At 40.1% G+C, this 17,074-nt stretch carries 16 protein-coding genes and 2 tRNA genes; 12 read left to right on the top strand and 6 right to left on the bottom strand.

The features are described 5' to 3' along the window. Nucleotides 1-31: 31 nt before the first annotated feature. Nucleotides 32-4,087 (bottom strand): S8 family serine peptidase, encoded by a 4,056-nt coding sequence (locus tag H5183_RS01630; RefSeq protein ID WP_145240000.1) that lies wholly within the window; start codon nucleotides 4,085-4,087, stop codon nucleotides 32-34. Nucleotides 4,088-4,335: 248 nt separating this feature from the next. Between H5183_RS01630 and H5183_RS01625 the strand changes: the two genes are divergently transcribed. Both H5183_RS01625 and H5183_RS01620 read left to right on the top strand, forming a co-directional pair. Next, nucleotides 4,336-4,806 carry a DUF2721 domain-containing protein gene (locus tag H5183_RS01625; protein ID WP_145240002.1) on the top strand — a complete coding sequence of 157 codons (471 nt, stop codon included), beginning with the start codon at nucleotides 4,336-4,338 and terminating at the stop codon, nucleotides 4,804-4,806. Between the two features lie 125 nt (nucleotides 4,807-4,931). After that, a complete protein-coding gene (locus tag H5183_RS01620; RefSeq protein WP_182730735.1) occupies nucleotides 4,932-5,384 on the top strand; it encodes a cytochrome c in 453 nt (150 codons plus the stop codon). A 68-nt stretch (nucleotides 5,385-5,452) separates the two neighbouring features. Here H5183_RS01620 and H5183_RS01615 read toward each other — a convergent pair whose 3' ends face one another. Beyond that, nucleotides 5,453-6,109: a cytochrome b/b6 domain-containing protein gene (locus H5183_RS01615; RefSeq protein ID WP_182730734.1), complete on the bottom strand. Its 657-nt coding sequence runs from the start codon at nucleotides 6,107-6,109 to the stop codon at nucleotides 5,453-5,455. A gap of 123 nt (nucleotides 6,110-6,232) precedes the next feature. Between H5183_RS01615 and H5183_RS01610 the strand changes: the two genes are divergently transcribed. Then, nucleotides 6,233-6,937, top strand: coding sequence for an AzlC family ABC transporter permease (locus tag H5183_RS01610; RefSeq protein WP_145240009.1), 705 nt, complete (start codon nucleotides 6,233-6,235; stop codon nucleotides 6,935-6,937). Next, nucleotides 6,937-7,236 (top strand): AzlD domain-containing protein, encoded by a 300-nt coding sequence (locus tag H5183_RS01605; RefSeq protein ID WP_145240011.1) that lies wholly within the window; start codon nucleotides 6,937-6,939, stop codon nucleotides 7,234-7,236. The genes H5183_RS01610 and H5183_RS01605 overlap by 1 nt, the downstream gene beginning before the upstream one ends. A gap of 27 nt (nucleotides 7,237-7,263) precedes the next feature. On the opposite strand, the gene H5183_RS01600 is transcribed toward H5183_RS01605, so the two are convergent. Then, a complete protein-coding gene (locus tag H5183_RS01600; RefSeq protein WP_145240013.1) occupies nucleotides 7,264-8,418 on the bottom strand; it encodes an iron-containing alcohol dehydrogenase in 1,155 nt (384 codons plus the stop codon). Between the two features lie 173 nt (nucleotides 8,419-8,591). On the opposite strand from H5183_RS01600, the gene H5183_RS01595 reads away from it, so the two are divergent. Continuing rightward, the gene (locus H5183_RS01595; protein WP_182730733.1) at nucleotides 8,592-9,464 is read left to right on the top strand and encodes a LysR family transcriptional regulator; all 873 of its coding nucleotides are present in this window, start codon (nucleotides 8,592-8,594) and stop codon (nucleotides 9,462-9,464) included. A 95-nt stretch (nucleotides 9,465-9,559) separates the two neighbouring features. Beyond that, complete coding sequence (locus tag H5183_RS01590) at nucleotides 9,560-10,051, top strand: glutathione peroxidase (RefSeq protein ID WP_182730732.1); 492 nt, start codon at nucleotides 9,560-9,562, stop codon at nucleotides 10,049-10,051. A 49-nt stretch (nucleotides 10,052-10,100) separates the two neighbouring features. Here H5183_RS01590 and H5183_RS01585 read toward each other — a convergent pair whose 3' ends face one another. Next, the gene (locus H5183_RS01585) at nucleotides 10,101-10,289 is read right to left on the bottom strand and encodes a PA3496 family putative envelope integrity protein (protein WP_145240019.1); all 189 of its coding nucleotides are present in this window, start codon (nucleotides 10,287-10,289) and stop codon (nucleotides 10,101-10,103) included. 406 nt (nucleotides 10,290-10,695) lie between these two features. Here H5183_RS01585 and H5183_RS01580 point away from each other — a divergent pair, with 406 nt between their 5' ends. Continuing rightward, nucleotides 10,696-11,493 (top strand): YggN family protein, encoded by a 798-nt coding sequence (locus H5183_RS01580; RefSeq protein ID WP_145240021.1) that lies wholly within the window; start codon nucleotides 10,696-10,698, stop codon nucleotides 11,491-11,493. An 83-nt stretch (nucleotides 11,494-11,576) separates the two neighbouring features. On the opposite strand, the gene H5183_RS01575 is transcribed toward H5183_RS01580, so the two are convergent. Continuing rightward, entirely contained in the window at nucleotides 11,577-13,019 is a 1,443-nt protein-coding gene (locus H5183_RS01575) for a PLP-dependent aminotransferase family protein (protein ID WP_145240023.1), read from the bottom strand. A 116-nt stretch (nucleotides 13,020-13,135) separates the two neighbouring features. Between H5183_RS01575 and H5183_RS01570 the strand changes: the two genes are divergently transcribed. Then, on the top strand, nucleotides 13,136-14,071 hold the full coding sequence (locus H5183_RS01570) for a DMT family transporter (RefSeq protein WP_145240025.1): 936 nt from the start codon (nucleotides 13,136-13,138) through the stop codon (nucleotides 14,069-14,071). 77 nt (nucleotides 14,072-14,148) lie between these two features. On the opposite strand, the gene H5183_RS01565 is transcribed toward H5183_RS01570, so the two are convergent. Further along, on the bottom strand, nucleotides 14,149-15,003 hold the full coding sequence (locus tag H5183_RS01565) for a diacylglycerol kinase family protein (RefSeq protein WP_220496238.1): 855 nt from the start codon (nucleotides 15,001-15,003) through the stop codon (nucleotides 14,149-14,151). A 323-nt stretch (nucleotides 15,004-15,326) separates the two neighbouring features. Between H5183_RS01565 and H5183_RS01560 the strand changes: the two genes are divergently transcribed. The 4 genes from H5183_RS01560 to H5183_RS01545 all read left to right on the top strand — a co-directional run bounded on the left by H5183_RS01560 (nucleotide 15,327) and on the right by H5183_RS01545 (nucleotide 16,843). After that, nucleotides 15,327-15,467: a hypothetical protein gene (locus H5183_RS01560; RefSeq protein ID WP_169019719.1), complete on the top strand. Its 141-nt coding sequence runs from the start codon at nucleotides 15,327-15,329 to the stop codon at nucleotides 15,465-15,467. 211 nt (nucleotides 15,468-15,678) lie between these two features. Further along, nucleotides 15,679-15,769: transfer RNA gene (locus H5183_RS01555), tRNA-Ser, on the top strand. Nucleotides 15,770-15,820: 51 nt separating this feature from the next. Then, nucleotides 15,821-15,913: transfer RNA gene (locus H5183_RS01550), tRNA-Ser, on the top strand. Between the two features lie 453 nt (nucleotides 15,914-16,366). Then, nucleotides 16,367-16,843 (top strand): hypothetical protein, encoded by a 477-nt coding sequence (locus tag H5183_RS01545; protein WP_182730731.1) that lies wholly within the window; start codon nucleotides 16,367-16,369, stop codon nucleotides 16,841-16,843. Nucleotides 16,844-17,074: the final 231 nt, after the last annotated feature.

The following is a 17,074-nucleotide window of genomic DNA, read 5'->3' as shown; positions in this document are numbered from 1 at the left end:
CTAAAGCTATATGCCTTTAGAGGCTATATTACTACTTTTGTTTACGGCGACGCATAAATGCAAACGGTGCTACAAGCAGCGTTAACCATGCTAGAGAACCAGAGTTGTCATTGTCGTCATCATCGTTCGCACGTAGATTGTTAACACCAACAACAACACTCACGGCTTTAGACACATAACCTTTGCTATCTTCAGCTTGAACACTGAATACGATTTCACGGTCAAATTCGTAATCAATTTCGCCAGCAGTAACAATTGTTCCATCTGGATTTACTGAAACTAAATGGCTACCTGATACAATAAAGCGTTCAACTGGTGACACATCAGAATCAGGGTCAGAGAATGCAAGAGTACCAATAGTTGTTCCTAAAGCAACATTTTCATCAATTCTGAAACGTTGATTCATCTCAATCATCGGTGCATGTGAATTAGGATCAATTTCCACGTTAAGCATTACAGTAACAGGTGCAGACTCTAAACCGCTATCATCAGTTAGCGTAACTTCTAACTCAAGTGTTGGCATTGCATAATGATTTAGGCTACCAGTAACGACTAATTCACCCATTTCATTAATTGCAATTACGTCAGAACCTTTAACACTGCCTGAAACAATCATCGTTGCTGAACTTTCGAAAAGCTCCGCTGCTAGTTTACCAATAACAGTACCTTCAGCTGCAGATTCAATCACGTTGAATTTTTGACCTTCAGCAACAACCGGAAGTTCATCAGCTACGTTATTGATTGTTACTGTAAATGTTACTGGTGCAGACTCAGTACCAATAACGTCAACAGCTTTTACTGTGATTGTAATTTCTTTAAGACCAGCTTCTGAGTCAATTAAATCAGTGTTATCAACAATGATATCACCAGTATCAGCATCAACAATAAGACCCGGAGCAGACATACTCAAAGTTTCAAAATAAGCAATATCAAGTGCTGCCTCAGCATCGAGTTTGATTGTGCCAATGGTTAAACCAGTAAGCATTGTTTCGTCGATTGCAAAATCTTCAATTACTAAGTTAGGTACTTTAGGTGCACCAGGAATATCTCGTGGCGCAGATAAATAAACTTTCGTTCCTGCAGGTGATGTAAGAGCAAACGCACCGCTAGATTTAACAACAGCTTTTTGACCTGGCTCTAGTTTAGTGATTGCATTATCTACGCTATCAGTCGCATACATTGTTACTGCAGGGTTCGCTGTAAACACAGTAGAACCAGCTGCACTATCTGTTTCGAAGAATACACCAGCCTGATAACTTGGGTAACCAACAGAAGCTGCAATATTAATTGTTCCTCCCAGCATGTTTGCATCTAATCCTAACAGATTACTACATCCAGAGAAGGTCACTGTATCTTCGCCAGCAGCATGATACATAGGTGTACCCCATTGCCATACATCCTCACCCGCCGCATCGATTTCACCAATTAATGTACGGCTGCGTCCAGGTATTGCAGCATCACGGCCAACATCATTAAGATTCATCATAAAGTGATCATAAACACCGTCATTATCAATATCGAGATTCATACGAACACCGACTTGACGCATATGGGTAATTTCATCTCGTAATTGAATTGAAGAGGTAATAAACACTCCAGAATCACATGTTTCAGATGCATAAGCAGCAAATGTAGTGCTAAGAATGTCAAAATCTATCTCAGCATTTTCAGGGCTAGATGCAACGACCTGCTCAGATGTTGGCTCTACAGCCAGCGCACCAACGTTCTCAACAACTAACTGCGTAGAACCATCGATATCTTCAAAAGAGAATTCTAACTCAGCACCGGCCTTAGGTAATGCATGATAAACAATGTGTAAGTCGTGATCCGTATCGGCTGTTGAAGTATCATCAAATACCAATGCGCCATCAAATTCAGCCATTGTCAGTGACGGACTACGAGCAGCTAGATCATCTTGGCTAAATGGGTTTTCTAATGTCCACTCATGAAGTTTAGATGGATCAACTGTCATGGTTACTTCGAATGTTGTTACCGTATTTGCCGCAACAGTTACACTACGTGGAATATCAAAGCTAACAGCACCTGTATCCACATCATTCATATAACGCTCTTCAATACGAAGGTCATATGTTTTGTCTGCATCAGAGAAGTTTTTCAGCGTCACTGTTTTTGTAAAGCTGGTTGTTTCTGTCATGCGTTCTAAACCGAATGATAACGCAGCCTGTTTAGTTTCATACTCATCATCTTCAACCCATGCTGCGACAGGTAAATTAACCGCCTTTTCAACATCCACTAAGCCTGCACCGATTAAACTAATTGGTGCAAGTGGTGAATCTGGGTTAATACTAATAGGATCTACGGTTACGTTTAAATCAGCCGCATTCATGATTGTCGCTTTTATTTCAAACGCATTACGCTCTGGATGCGCTTCACGAACTAATGCAACAGCACCGGCAGTAATCGGACCTGAGAACGAAGTACCTGTTGCTGGAGCTAGCTGATCTTGTGTACCAGTTGCCGCTACCATAATATCAGTACCTGGCGCTGTAATTTCAGGTTTTAATAAACCATCCATTGATGGACCACGAGATGAGAATGATGCAACTGCACCCGCAGTCACTTTACGCTCAATCGTTATGGTATATGTTGGCATTTCACCGGCCGCTAAAGCAGCTTTCATTGCTGCACCTGCAGCAAAGTTAATGCCAACATTAGGAATTGTTACTGCAGCATCAAAGCCACCCATTGGAGCAGGCGTGCCATCATCAGTATTGTTTGCTATAAATACAAACTTAGCACCACGGTCTTGAGCATTTAAAACTTTTGCCGTGAAATTACATGCACCACGGTCAATAATTACCGCTTTACCAGTAAAGTCAGTTTCAGCAGAGAATGCCTCGCAGCCATTTTGGTTTTCTTCAGGGTAAACAACTTCAGCATCGGCATCTGTCATTACAAACGCAGTTTGTGGACCAAAACCTGACGGCTGAATTGTGGTCTCTGCGCCTTCAATTGTGCCTGTTGCAACGCCAACATCATTTGTAGGATGCGTCATCGCGCCAACAGATAATGCGTTAGGAGTTGTAGAAGGGCCACCAATACGGAATGGGTTATCGCCATCATTACCAGCAGAAATAACAACGTTTACACCAGCCTCAACCGCTTTTTGAATTAAGAACTGCGCACCGCCACCGATGTATGTGTCACCAAACTCTCCACCTAAAGACATATTGATTACATCAACACGATCTTCTGAATCACCATCACCATTTGGATCCATAGCGGCTTCTAATGCCGAAACCTGTGCTGCACTTGGACAACCGCCGCCACACACTGAATACACGTATAGCTCCACCGCTGGTGCAATACCTGTTACTGAGTGAGATACAGATGTACCATGGCTTGTTGGTGCATCTTCTTCTGTAGGAGCGGCTGGATCATTTTCAATTGGATCAGCATCATTACGTATGAAGTCATAACCACCCATAACTTGGCCTTGTGGCCAATTTACTGTGGTAGGATCTGCTTGAGCTGCCTCATAAGCTTCAACGGTTCCTTCACCACCAAAAATTTTGTGAGTATAATCAATACCCGTATCTAATACTGCAACAGTTTGCGTTGCACCTGTAACTGTACCATTTACTACTAATGGCGACGCTTTGATGTAGTCAGCGGTTGCTGCAACATGAAGGTCGTAATCAAACATAGGTAAAACACGCTCTACGCGTGAGTCTTTTGCAATTCGATCTAGCGCACCTTGACTTGCTTGAACAATTAACGTCGGTGCCAAAATTTTAGTAGAACCAAGTACTTTTACATTACTATCAAGAGTAAATAACTTATCTTGAACTTGGCTTTGTAACGTTGCTACTTGGTCATAACTTTGACGAGCATCAGAAACATTATAGGCGCCTTGCTCCATCATATCAGCTGCTGTTTTTGCCTTTAAAACAACAAGGTATGCTGAAGGTTGATTTTTATTAACAATATCGGTCTGTGATACTGGTGTGTAGCTAGTATTCTTAAGTGCGCTGTTATTTATAGTATTTGCATTTACAGCACCTGCAACTAAGATGCTTGTTACAGCGGTTGCAACCGCCGTTCTTTTTATTAGATTCTTAGACATGATTTCCCCTGGGATATGTTATGTATTATTGTACTTATTGATGATCATAAATTAAGTGCGAGACTAATATAGAACTTCAACACCCAAAATGACAACAATTCGATTACATGTAAATTACAAAAAGCAATGTGAAAATTAACAAATTGACACTAAGTGACTGTTTTAAATAAAAAAACAATCAAGAAAATAAATGTAAATCTTTGTAAACGGAATAATTAAAATCTACCAATGTACCTAAAAGGAAAGCAATGAACTCTGATGTTATAAATATTCTAACAATGGCAAAAGTAATCCAAACAGCCGTTGCGCCAGTTTTTTTAATTACTGGTATTGCTGCTACGCTGGGGGTTTTATCTAATCGCTTAGCTCGAATTACCGACCGTGCTCGTCAACTTGAACGAAAATTAAAGGTAAGTACCGATGAAGAATTTAATTCATCGCTAACAACCGAGCTACGAGCACTGCTGAAACGCTCTCGCTGTATCCATATTGCCTTTAGTTTAAGTGTATTAAGTGCGGTACTTGTTTGCGCCGTGGTCATGCTGTTATTTTTGTCTCATATTCAATCAGTTAATTTAGGTGTTTCCATCGGCAGTTGTTTTGTTGGCGCAATGGCACTACTTATTTGTGCATTTATGTCTTTACTGGGTGAGGTGTTTTTAGCTACTCGTAGTATGCGCAGAGGAATGATCTTTGCTGATATTGATATCAATAATTAAGATACAATCTTAGTTTTATAATTCAATAACAGTTCAGTTTAACCGCAATATACTTGAATAATCTGACTTGCTGATATACAACAGCAACTGTACAAGCAATGAATTACATATAAGGGGCAAAAGGAATGAAGTTAAAGCAATTATTTTTAGGTGCAACACTTTGTGCACTAACATTTGGTGCAACAGCAAACTCTGTATTTGAAGAGCCTAGTGACGCCATTGAGTACCGCCAAGCGGCATTTTCAATGATCCGTGTCCAAATTGGTGATATGGGTGACATGCTAAAAGGCAAAGTACCTTTTGACGCAGAACAGTTTAAGCATCGTGCAAATAATGCTGCTGCATTATCAAAAATGCCATGGGAAGCATTCGTTGCAGGCAGTGATAAAGGTGACACATCTGCATTACCTGCTATTTGGAGCGATAACGAAACCTTTATGAAAAAAGCAGCAGCATTTCAACAATATGCTGACGAACTAGCCGTTGCCGCGCAAACAGGCGATAAAAAAGTAATTGCTAAAGCATTTGGCCCATGGGCTAAAGGCTGTAAAGATTGCCACACATCATTTAAAGACTAATCTTTAATGCGATCATCTTAAAACTAAAACGGCGCTAAATTAGCGCCGTTTTTGATCTGTTAAACAGTTTAACTAAACAAGTAAGCCACAGGCTCTGCGCCCCATGTCATCAGTAATGCCGCAAATACAACGACAAGAATAATTATCGCAGTCCACGGTGATTTTGTTAGCTCTTCATTACTATCATTATTTTTTTCAGCGGCATAGCCCGTAACCATTGCTTTGACTAAATTTTTACCTTTCATGCGATAAATTACAATTGCCACAATATGGAGAATAATCGCGTACAACAATAAATCAAAGTTCTTATGATGCACCCAGCCGGCCCATTCAACTACATTACTTGATACATACTGCACTAATGGGCCATCTGTCAAAATGTCATCGGTGGTCATTAAGCCGCTTACTAACTGCGCCAGTAATAAAATAAAAAATGCCAACACCATGTAGCTGCCCGCTGCGCCATGGCCTGGTTTATTATCTGTTTGTTTAAATGATTTTAGTGCTGCGCTAGGTGAATGAAACAATGCACTTAACTTAGCTGTTTTGCTACCAATCAAGCCCCAAATAAGACGTGTTACTAGTAGCGCTAAGGTGAAAAAGCCAGCCACAAAGTGTAATTCCATCATGCCTTCTTCAGCACTAAAATACAGCGCCGCAATTGCAATAACTAACAACCAATGGAAACTGCGAATAAACCCATCCCATACTTTAATTTTATGCATGCTTAACCTCTTTTGCGTAAAAGCTTATTATTTCAAACTTTTGTTAATTTAGCATCTTTGCTGTTCAGGGTTAATTGATCTATGGCAGACTAAGGGCATTAATTACCGTAATGAATAATATTAATGACACTTAGCACCAAACGCGCACTCCTAAAAGGCTTTTTAGATATGCTACCACTGTGTTTAGCAGTGATCCCTTGGGGGATTTTATGTGGTTCACTGGCAATTCAAAATGGCTTTAGCGCATTTGAAACCCAAGCCATGTCATTATTAGTGTTTGCCGGTTCCGCCCAACTAGTCGCTATAGAGCTAATGGCTGGCAATACGCCTTTATTAACTATTTTATTCACCACCTTCATAATTAGCTCACGGCACTTTTTATACGGCTTAGCGGTGCGTCATAAAGTGATTGATCAGTCGCTACGCTGGCGCTTACCGGTAAGCTTTGTACTCACTGATGAGCTGTTTGCGTTTTCCCATCATCGCAAAGCTTATCGAACTAAAACTCGCTTGATCTACGCGCTCAGTGCCGGCTTTAGCTTCTATATTACTTGGAACTTGTGGACATTAATTGGCATCGTAGCGGGCAGTCTGCTACCTGATCTCACTAATTTAGGCTTAGACTTTGCTATTGCTGCAACTTTTATTGCATTAGTAATTCCTGGTATTAAAAATCTAGCTACATTGGCAACGGTTGTAAGCGCTGGTGTTGTGGCTACCGTTTTAAAAAGCCAGGGGTTTGAATTATGGTTAGTAGCTGCGGCACTATCGGCGATGACTATCGGTTACCTTATTAGCCGTATCCAAGGTAAATTGGAGCATAATTGATGATAACAACTATTTTACTTATGGCATGTATTACCTTTTTTACCCGTTACTTATTTTTACATCGTGACCTACCATTTAAAGTTGGCCCGAAAATGCAGCAGTTTTTAAGTTTTAGCGCACCGGCGGTACTTACCGCGATTTGGGTACCTATTGTGTTTGTAACAGACGAGGGGATAAATTTAGATTGGCAAAACCCATACCTCAGTGCGGCAATAGCAGCTATTATTGTCGCATATAAAACGCATAACATTTACTACACAACACTGGTTGGTATGGGTTTATTTTTGATCTTAAATTAGCGCATTTGTAATGCGCTAAAAGTAGCCTTAAACGCTGGCTAATAAAATTGCACGACTCTTATCAAGCGTGACTTGCTCTCGCTCACCGAGTGCCGTCATCCCATGGCGCTCTAGTTGCGCAACAATTTTGTCTGCGACTTCTTCACCTAAGTTATAATCACTTAAGCGCGTTGGCATATTAACACTATGAAAAAACGCTTCTGTTGCTGCAATCGCTTGCTCAATAGCCGTATCTTCATCGCTAATATCAAGGCCTAAAACACGCTCTGCGTATTGTAAGATTTTACCGCGCTTAGTGTCTTTTTGCTCCGCCATCATGCGCGGTAGTACAATTGCCAAGGTTTGTGCGTGATCAAGACCATAAACCGCTGTCATCTCATGGCCTAACATATGCGTTGACCAATCTTGTGGCACACCAGCACCAATTAAACCATTCAATGCCATGGTTGCTGACCACATAATGTTAGCGCGTACTTGGTAATTATCTGGCTCACTGAACGCTTTCGGTCCTTCTTCAAGTAAGGTCATTAAAATACCTTCAGCGAAACGATCTTGAAGTTTTGCACCTACATCATAGGTCAAGTATTGTTCCATGGTATGTACAAACGCATCAACAATACCGTTTGCCACTTGACGTTTTGGTAATGAGTAAGTCACCGCAGGGTCGAGTACTGCAAATTGTGGCTGTACTAATGGACTCGCAAAAGGCAGTTTATCGTGGCTATCAAGGTTTGAAACCACACTAAAAGAATTTGATTCAGAACCCGTTGCTGGCAAAGTCAATACAACACCTAATGCTATTGCTGATTTTACCTCACCGCCTTTAGCTAGAATATCCCATGGCTCGCCGTCATAATTAGCTGCTGCGGCAATAAATTTACTACCATCAATTACCGAACCACCGCCTACAGCAAGAATATAATCAACTTGCTTTTCTTTAACCAAAGCAACGGCTTTCATACATGTTTGGTAACTTGGGTTAGGTTCAATACCGGCAAATTCAAACCAAGTGTGTTCGCTTAACGCCGCAGCCACCTGATCATAAATACCATTACTTTTAATACTGCCACCGCCATAAGTAACAAGTACCTTTGCGTCTGCCGGGATCTCATTTTTGATTAAGGCAATTTGCTGTTCGCCAAAATGAATCTTGGTTGGGTTTGCAAAACTGAAATTTAACATGCTTGCTCCATTGCTTTGAGGTGCTCATTATTTAGTGTGAGCTAAAATTTGCTGACCACCTAATTGTAGGGATTTAAGCATTAATTTAAAGACTAAGCTCAGAGAATCACTTTTGCACAGCTGCAACAATAGATGGTATAAACTATAATTACTTAATATTTGAGAACTAAATTATGTGGCATGGCCTTGATGAATTTTTACATGTGGTTGAACATGGCAGCTTTACCAAAGCAGCCAAAGTCATGGAAGTATCAACTTCCCATATCAGCCGCCAAGTACAGCAACTTGAAAACCGCTTAGGCTCATTGCTATTTCAACGTACCACCCGAAAAATAAGCCTCACCGATGCCGGCCGCGAATATGCCGTAAAGCTCAAAGCAATTAAACAAGAGCTAATTGATGCTAATAATCAACTGCAAGGTGAGCAACGTAAACCCAAAGGGGTCATTAGAATTTCTGGTGCTGGTGAATTTGTTGCATGTCATGTAGCACCTAAAATTGTTGAGTTTGTAAAACGCTACCCTGAGGTCGAAGTAGATATGGACTTCAACAATCGTAATGTCGACTTAGTTGAAGAAGGTTTTGATTTAGCGATCCGTTTTGGCCGCATGCAAGACTCTAACTTAATTGCACGACCACTTAGCCCGCGAATCATGACTCTCGTTGCCAGTCCAGAATATTTAGCACATCACCCAACCCCAACTACGCCTCAACAATTAACCGCTCATAATTGCTTAATTGCCATGGGGAAACGTTGGCGATTTAATTTTGCCGGCGATATTAAAGAGGTAAAAGTTGCCGGCAACTGGCGCAGTAACCATCCGCGCGCACTATTATCTGCGACATTAGCAGGCTTGGGCATTGCCCATTTAGCCACTGATATTGTTGATAAGTATATTGAAAACGGGCAACTAATTACCTTACTTGATGAGTTTCAGGTAACAGACAATGCCTCTTGGTTAGTGTATCCACGTAAAGATTTAATGCCATACAGAGTGCGATTATTGATTGAACATTTACTCAAAAGCTTTAATCATGCAAGTTAAAATAAAATGGTATATGCAATGTGATGATAATTTAAGCTGTATGTCTATCACAACTCAGGATAGAATTTAACAAACAACAATAACTAGAGAGCAACATGAACGACTTCTATCAACTTTCAGCCAGCAATTTGCAAGGCCAAAGCATTGATTTTTCAGATTTCGCAGGCAAAGTTGTGTTAATTGTCAACACTGCCAGTAAATGTGGCTTCACTCCACAGTACGAAGGTTTACAACAATTACATGCAAAATACGCTGATCAAGGGTTAGTAATTATTGGTTTTCCGTGCAATCAATTCGGCAAACAAGAGCCTGGCGGCGCAAAAGAAATAGCGCAAGGTTGTTTGATTAACTACGGTGTTGATTTTGTGATGATGAGTAAAATTGATGTTAATGGCGAAAACGCCCACCCTGTATTCAGGCATTTAAAATCAGCATTACCTGGATTTTTAACCCGCAAAATAAAATGGAATTTTACTAAGTTTTTAGTTGGCCGTGACGGCGAGGCAATTAAACGCTTTGCACCATTTACCAAACCGCAGCAAATCGAAGGTGCTATTATCAAAGCCCTTAAAAGCAGTAGTATCTAAACTCTAAAAGCAATAAAGAGGCAAATTGCCTCTTTATTTAAATTATCTCTTAGTCGTTTAAATACTCATCTAAGTCATCATCGCCCAAGTTTTTACGCAAGCGTTTTTGCTCAAGGTAGTCTTCCAACTTTTTCTTAACCTTTTGCTTATTCTTGTCGTGTTGATTACGCCCGACCATTTCGTACTCGTCTTCAACAAAATCGTCATCTAGCGCATCGTAACTAAATGTCTTACCCACAACCCACTCCATAAAGTGTTTGAGACCAATTAAGGATTTTTATCACTATCATTGGTAAATTAAAAATGTTCAGCACTATTTCACCGTATGAAAAAGCACCAAAATAAAGCCATAACGCGATTCTAAAATAGTGTTATGTCGATATTGTGAATAAATAGCGCTAAATTTGAGTTCTGGAAAGTGAGAGTTTTTTATCGAAACGATAAGTATATTTTATGTATCAATGTAAATTAGTCAAAATGACTAAAAAATGGCTTTTTTATAACCTCCTAATACAATTTAAAAATAGTAAAAAACAATTAACCCTTTGTTTTTATTTACTAATAATTATTGGCACTAAACTTGATATGTATTAAATACGTTAAATACGTACTGGTCATAATCAACAAATTAGCAGGAAATAAAAATGAAAAAATTACTATTAATAAGTTCTTTATTCATTGCCACAGGGGCAATGGCACACAATGACAATGAGACGAATATTTCTTTTAGCGGCGACACATGTGACGTTGAATTTAAAAATGATGTGCGTATTAAGCCAAATGAATTAGAAATTTTTACAGCTGATAACCACACTATGACTTTTATAAATAGTGGCGAGTTAATGATTGATGGCCAAACTTTGACACTCAACAGTCAACAACACCAAGCTATCAGTAATTATTCAGACAGTCTGCGTAGCCAATTACCAGAAGTCGCGAACATTGCTCTTGAAGGCGTTAAAATTGCCGGGGTCGCCATTGAAGAAGTCGCCAATGCATTTAATATCGATGGCCTAGATAGCATTAATGAATTAATGGCTGATATTCAGGTAGAAGTACAAAACACCTTTTACCAACAAGGCGCTTTTGTAATGGGCCAACAAAGCTTTAGCCAATTTGGCGAAAACTTTGAAAGCCAATTTGATGAGCAAATAGAAAGCGCTGTACAAGCTGCGATGATGCAATCGATGGGTAGTATTTTAATGGCTGTAGGTTCAGAACTAATGGGCTCTGGTGGCGATATGCAAGCCTTTGAACAACGCATGGAAAATATGGGAGCTGAAATTGAAGCCAAAGTTGAGCAACAAGCTAACCAACTTGAAAAACGCGCTGATGCACTGTGCGGTAATTTTTCAACCATTGCTGATCAAGAGCAACAATTAGTTAAACTAGTTCCAGAATTGAAAGACTACCAATTATTTAGTTATAAACAAAATAACTAACTTGAACTCAGGTTCTAAACGCTAAAAGTTTGATATCCCTTTAGCAGCACTCTTTTTTAAAGGTGCTGCTTTTTTATGCCATGCTATTTCTTCGCTAAATGCACTAACTCACCTAGCTTTATAATAGCTTGTTCAATTTTTTCACCCCATGGCAAACCATAACTTAATCGAATACAACTGCGATATTTATTAGTGGCTGAAAAAATATAGCCAGGAGTAATGCTAATGCCACTTTCTAATGCCAGTTGAAATAGTTTTACACTATCGTAAGCCGCACCTAAATCAATCCAGATCACACATCCGCCTTGCGGATCGCTGATCCTAGCGGTACTCGGAAAGGCCTGTTGTAAACACCAGATCATTCGTTCTTTATTAGAACGTAGACGCTGTCGCAGTAGTTTTATATTACGATCATAATCACCACTAACTATAAATTCATATAACGTCCATTGATTGATCAATGAAGTAGAACAACTCAATGCACGCTTATAGCGACGCGCTTTGGCAGCAAACTTTCCGGCAATCAACCAGCCAACACGATAACTCGGCGCCGCAGTTTTAGAAAACGATGCACAGGTTAATACCAACCCTTTTGTTGAGTAAGCCTGAGCGGGTGTACCGCGCTGCGGGGTAAAATGTAAATCACCATACACATCATCTTCAATTAGCACCACATCTTGAGATTCCAATAACTCTACTAATTGTTTACGCTTATGATCAGGCATAAAACTACCCACAGGATTATTGATCGAAGTAGAGAACACACAGGCTTTAATATCGTGATCATGTAAAGCCTGGCTCAGATCATCAAGCCAGATCCCATCATCAGGACACAGCGGGATCTCGAGCGCCTTGAGGCCCAGGCTTTCGATCAATTCAATGATACCAAAATAACAAGGTGACTCGATCGCCACCACATCACCTACTTTAGTGACACATTTTAGCGCGATCGCCAGTGCTTCTTGAGCACCGTTGGTGATCACAAGTTCTTGCGAGTCAACACCAATGCCAAAATCTAAATAACGATGGATTAACTGCTTTTTCAATGGTGCAAAACCATCCATCGCACCATAATTTATGGCGCGACTGCCGGCAATCGACATAACCCGGCGCATCGTACGACTTAGCATTTTATCAGTTGGAGCGGCAGCAACAGGATTAGCAATGCCAAACGGTACGACATCGGCTTGATGAATTGCATCATACACTTGCTCAATTAATACCTGCATGTTGACCGAAACTGGCTCACGATTGAGTTTAACCCGCTTTGGCCGCGCTAACTGGGTATGTGCCGTTTTTAAAAAATAGCCTGACTTTTCTCGTGCTTCAACCAAACCTTGTGCCTCAAGTGATTGGTAAGCCAATTTCACCGTCGGAATACTGACATTCAGCTTAGTGGCCATTTTACGTAATGAGGGGAGTTTTTCGCCTGGTAATAGTGTCCCCTGCTCACTCAGCTCACGCACCAGCTGCATTACTTGCTGATATAAAAAGTCATGGTTGGTTTTGCTGATCACCAGCGACATAGTAGACACCTTAAAGCCGTACAATCTGTATAGGTTGCATTTATAGTTTTCTGTGTATGTTAAGTATACAGAAGTATCTTAAAATAAACACTTAATCGACATAATGGACCAAGGCCATGAAAAGTATCGTGCTTTATGCACTAACCGTTTTAATTTGGGGCTCTACCTGGCTCGCAATCGAATTTCAACTTGGCGATATCGCCGTTGAAGTTTCACTATTTTATCGCTTTAGTTTGGCTGCAATTCTAATGTGGGTATGGGTGAATATTAAAAAATTACCGATGAATTATAGTCGTCGCGATCATGGCTTTTTCGTATTACTAGCACTGTGTAACTTTGGCCTTAATTACTTAGTACTTTACTGGGCACAACATTATTTAACGTCAGCCATGGCATCAATCGCCTTTTCAATGTTGTTATTAATGAACATTGTAAATACCCGATTATTTTTTGGTAAACCCATCGCTAAACGTATTTATACGGGTGCATTGATAGGGGTATTGGGCATCATCAGTCTGTTTTGGCCACAATTACAGCAGTTCGACTTGAGTAATGGGGCGTTGGTCGGTTTGCTACTTGCCTTAGCTGGCACCTTTGTGGCTTCATTAGGGAATATGATCAGCGTACGTAACTCTCAACAACGTATTGGCGTCATGCAGGGCAATGCATGGGGCATGTTATACAGCGCTATTGGTTTATTTGTATATGTAATCATCAGCGGTGCCGATTTTAGCCTGTCGGCCCCAGCAAGCTACTGGTATTCATTAGTTTATTTATCGGTGTTTGGGACGGTTATTGCATTTGCATGTTACTTTGCACTACTAAAAAATATCGGCCCAGAACGTGCCAGCTATGTGATTGTGTTATTTCCATTAGTTGCAGTGACTTTAAGTACATTATTTGAAGGTTTTAGTTGGCAAGCCAATACGTTTATCGGCTTTAGTTTAGTACTGCTTGGTAATGCTATTGTACTGACTCCAACAAAAAGAATTAAAGCGTTTATTGAGTCTAATAAAGCATCATTTGCTAATAAACGCTCCATCCCCAGTTAGAATGCGTATATACGCAACTAACGCCAAAAGCGCCTACTTGTTAGGCGCTTTTTTATTACTAACATATTACTCGCCATTTAGCATTGCGGCATACAAAAACGCAGCGCGAGCGGATGAATAGTCACCACCGCTGGGGTAACGCCTACCAGCTCACCATCTGCTTCGATTGGTAAATCAGGCGTCTTTATATAAGCAGTTTCTAAGCGCTGGTAGTTGAGCTCTTTCATACCGTGGTGCTTACGTAGCAATAAGCGCACAAAACTGTAGAGGTTACCTAACAAACCACGCGCAGGCACGCGATAGCACTCTAAATAGCCACTATTCAATTGTGCTTTTGGCGCTATCATCAAACCCCCACCAAAATAATGATGATTTGCAAATACAGTAATCAAATTACCATATTCGCATTGCTGCCCTGCAAAACTCCCAGCCAAGCTAGAAGGCTGATAAACGAATAAACACTTAAAGCCAGCTAAACTATAACTTAAAGCGGATAATGCAGGCTTAGTTTGCAATGCCTGTACTACATGCGCATCAAAGCCAACCCCCGCAATATTAATAAAGTAACGGCTATTTATTTGGCCAATATCGATTTTTACTTGATGCTCACTAAAAATAGCATTACGCCAAGCTGAGTTTGAACAGCCAAAGCCGCGTGCAAAATCATTACCCGTCCCCTGAGGCAATAACGCCAACGAGCAACTCAATCCCATCAATGCGTTTACAGCCAAATGCAGGCTGCCATCACCACCGAGCACAACAACGCGCTTTTGTGACTGAGCCAAAACCGTTATTTTTTGGCAATCATTGGTAAAATGTCCTGTGGTGTAAAAAACAGTGTAACTAATTTGACGTTTTTGACACTGCTCTAATAACCAAGTGCAATTTTTTTTATGTTTTTTTTGCGTACTTGGTTTAATAATTATTAGCATCTGGATACCAGCCTATTCAAAAGTAGGAAAATAGACATATTCAAAAAATAAATTAATCTGAATAATTAGTCACTTTATTTATTATCTAATGCATTAAAATATCAGTGGCAGTGTAATATTGCTTTTAAACAAGTAATTTAGGCGACTTTAAATTTCATAATCATGCATAATACTCAGTACTTACTATCTGAATCATACCTTAATAAAAATAATTCGGATTATTTATTTCTATCCGACCACCCTAATTTTTATCGTTTTATTTTTGTGCAAAAAAAGCTCAGAATAGCCGTGTTGTCAAAACAGACATAACCCGGAGCAAAGTAATGAACCCAGTAAATACATTAAACGAAAATGCAGCTACCCATGTTGCAGTAAAACCGACCAACCGCAAAGCAAAAATGCTTGCCAGACTTAACCGTTTCGGCAAAAAGCTAGCTCTTGGCGGCGCAGTTCAATACAAGTAATCACCCAACCATGATTACTTTAGCGGTGCAGCAAACACCCAACCACTAAATGAAACTACTTATTTAGCTCCCTCGTTTGCTGCAACCCCTTCTTTAAACTCCCTAAAAACTCCTTTTTTATAAAAAAACCTCTTTTTTAGAACAAAAAAACAGCAAACGATCTTTTTCCTATTTACACACCCCAATCACCTGCGTATTATTCTTTCCCAACGGAGAGATGGCAGAGTGGTCGAATGCACCGGTCTTGAAAACCGGCAGGGGTTTATAGCCCCTCTAGGGTTCAAATCCCTATCTCTCCACCATTATTACGTTTTGGTGGTTCACTCGATTATCAAAATGACAATTTATGCGCCGGAGAGGTGGCCGAGTGGCCGAAGGCGCTCCCCTGCTAAGGGAGTATAGGGTTTGTAGCTCTATCGAGGGTTCGAATCCCTCCTTCTCCGCCATTTAATAACGAAAAAAGCCCCGCAATTTATTGTGGGGCTTTTTTTGTTGTTAAAAATGGCAGAAGGCGGGTGAGAACCCTCGACCAGGGTTCGATAAAATGTCAGGAACATTTTAGGCCGCTGCAAGCGTCGCGAAGCGATTGGTTACATGGACGTAAGCAAGCCCATCCCCACGTTTGACACAAATTTCAGAATGAAAAGCCTATTGTTTTATGTCCGTAACCTTTACACCAATGAAGGCGGGTGAGAACCCTCGACTAGGGTTCGACCAAACTTTGTCTGGAACAAAGTTAAACGCACGCAGTGCGGCCAGAAAACTAAACTCTAGATCCCTTCCGCTAAGTTGTGTAATGTAATATCAAATAGAACACATAAGTCAGCTCTTAAACCAAATTCAAAAATCGTTCTGACTTTTCTTTTTAAAAACACCAAAATATTTTCTAAGGCTACAAGTTGAATAACAGTGAGGACAAAGAAAGTGGTATTTTATATGCAGTTTTTACAACTGTATTATTGTACTTCCTTTTCAAAATCACTTTAATTTACACAATAGTTTCAGACCGATATGCTTCTTGTCTAAGCTCTCGCTGGGACAACATTGAAGTAGTTATTACTCCTTTTTCAGCATTCTTAATTTTAGCAATATTGAGTTGTATTTGGTTGTTCCTTAGTTGTTTAAAATATAAAAAGAAAGTAGGTAAAGCAGCCTATCTAGTATTTTTTTTCGCAGCGATATTCTATTATTTTTGGTTTAAAGGTTTTTACGGCTTTTGGTTACTAATGGAGTATGAGCAGGACAAAATAACCCTATCTCAATTTTTTAACAAAACTGGGGGCGATGAGTTATTTAAATTATATGATGGGCATCACGAAATTCAGATATTGTGCCAACCATATAATCACAATGCAGATAAAAAACCGGATAACTAACTGATACATCATAGTAATGCAATAGGTTGCTACCTATTAAATCAATACTTTAACCTAGCCTAGGTATTCTCTCGTAACGATTGGGTGAGCAGGTAAAAATTCATCGCAGATAAACGGCCTTGTATTGATACAAGCCTGTAGATTATTTTTTTTTGTATGTTGTCGGGTTTCGCTGCGATCAAACTCACCTACAGTGCTTCTGTGTAAAACGGGTAAAGAGGCTAAACAGTC

The sequence above is a fragment of the Pseudoalteromonas sp. SR44-8 genome, assembly GCF_014163635.1.
Taxonomy (GTDB): domain Bacteria; phylum Pseudomonadota; class Gammaproteobacteria; order Enterobacterales; family Alteromonadaceae; genus Pseudoalteromonas; species Pseudoalteromonas rhizosphaerae.
The sequence above is the reverse complement of the archived record's forward strand: the minus strand, read 5'-3'. Positions and strand labels throughout refer to the sequence as shown.

What these genes read in the sequence shown, in the direction of transcription:
- H5183_RS01575 (WP_145240023.1), bottom strand. Translation starts at nt 13,019, where the DNA reads ATGTCGCTGGTGATCAGCAAAACCAACCATGACTTTTTATATCAGCAA.
- H5183_RS01590 (WP_182730732.1), top strand. Translation starts at nt 9,560, where the DNA reads ATGAACGACTTCTATCAACTTTCAGCCAGCAATTTGCAAGGCCAAAGC.
- H5183_RS01620 (WP_182730735.1), top strand. Translation starts at nt 4,932, where the DNA reads ATGAAGTTAAAGCAATTATTTTTAGGTGCAACACTTTGTGCACTAACA.
- H5183_RS01565 (WP_220496238.1), bottom strand. Translation starts at nt 15,003, where the DNA reads ATGCTAATAATTATTAAACCAAGTACGCAAAAAAAACATAAAAAAAAT.
- H5183_RS01580 (WP_145240021.1), top strand. Translation starts at nt 10,696, where the DNA reads ATGAAAAAATTACTATTAATAAGTTCTTTATTCATTGCCACAGGGGCA.
- H5183_RS01570 (WP_145240025.1), top strand. Translation starts at nt 13,136, where the DNA reads ATGAAAAGTATCGTGCTTTATGCACTAACCGTTTTAATTTGGGGCTCT.
- H5183_RS01625 (WP_145240002.1), top strand. Translation starts at nt 4,336, where the DNA reads ATGAACTCTGATGTTATAAATATTCTAACAATGGCAAAAGTAATCCAA.
- H5183_RS01630 (WP_145240000.1), bottom strand. Translation starts at nt 4,087, where the DNA reads ATGTCTAAGAATCTAATAAAAAGAACGGCGGTTGCAACCGCTGTAACA.
- H5183_RS01560 (WP_169019719.1), top strand. Translation starts at nt 15,327, where the DNA reads ATGAACCCAGTAAATACATTAAACGAAAATGCAGCTACCCATGTTGCA.
- H5183_RS01610 (WP_145240009.1), top strand. Translation starts at nt 6,233, where the DNA reads ATGACACTTAGCACCAAACGCGCACTCCTAAAAGGCTTTTTAGATATG.
- H5183_RS01605 (WP_145240011.1), top strand. Translation starts at nt 6,937, where the DNA reads ATGATAACAACTATTTTACTTATGGCATGTATTACCTTTTTTACCCGT.
- H5183_RS01595 (WP_182730733.1), top strand. Translation starts at nt 8,592, where the DNA reads ATGTGGCATGGCCTTGATGAATTTTTACATGTGGTTGAACATGGCAGC.
- H5183_RS01600 (WP_145240013.1), bottom strand. Translation starts at nt 8,418, where the DNA reads ATGTTAAATTTCAGTTTTGCAAACCCAACCAAGATTCATTTTGGCGAA.
- H5183_RS01615 (WP_182730734.1), bottom strand. Translation starts at nt 6,109, where the DNA reads ATGCATAAAATTAAAGTATGGGATGGGTTTATTCGCAGTTTCCATTGG.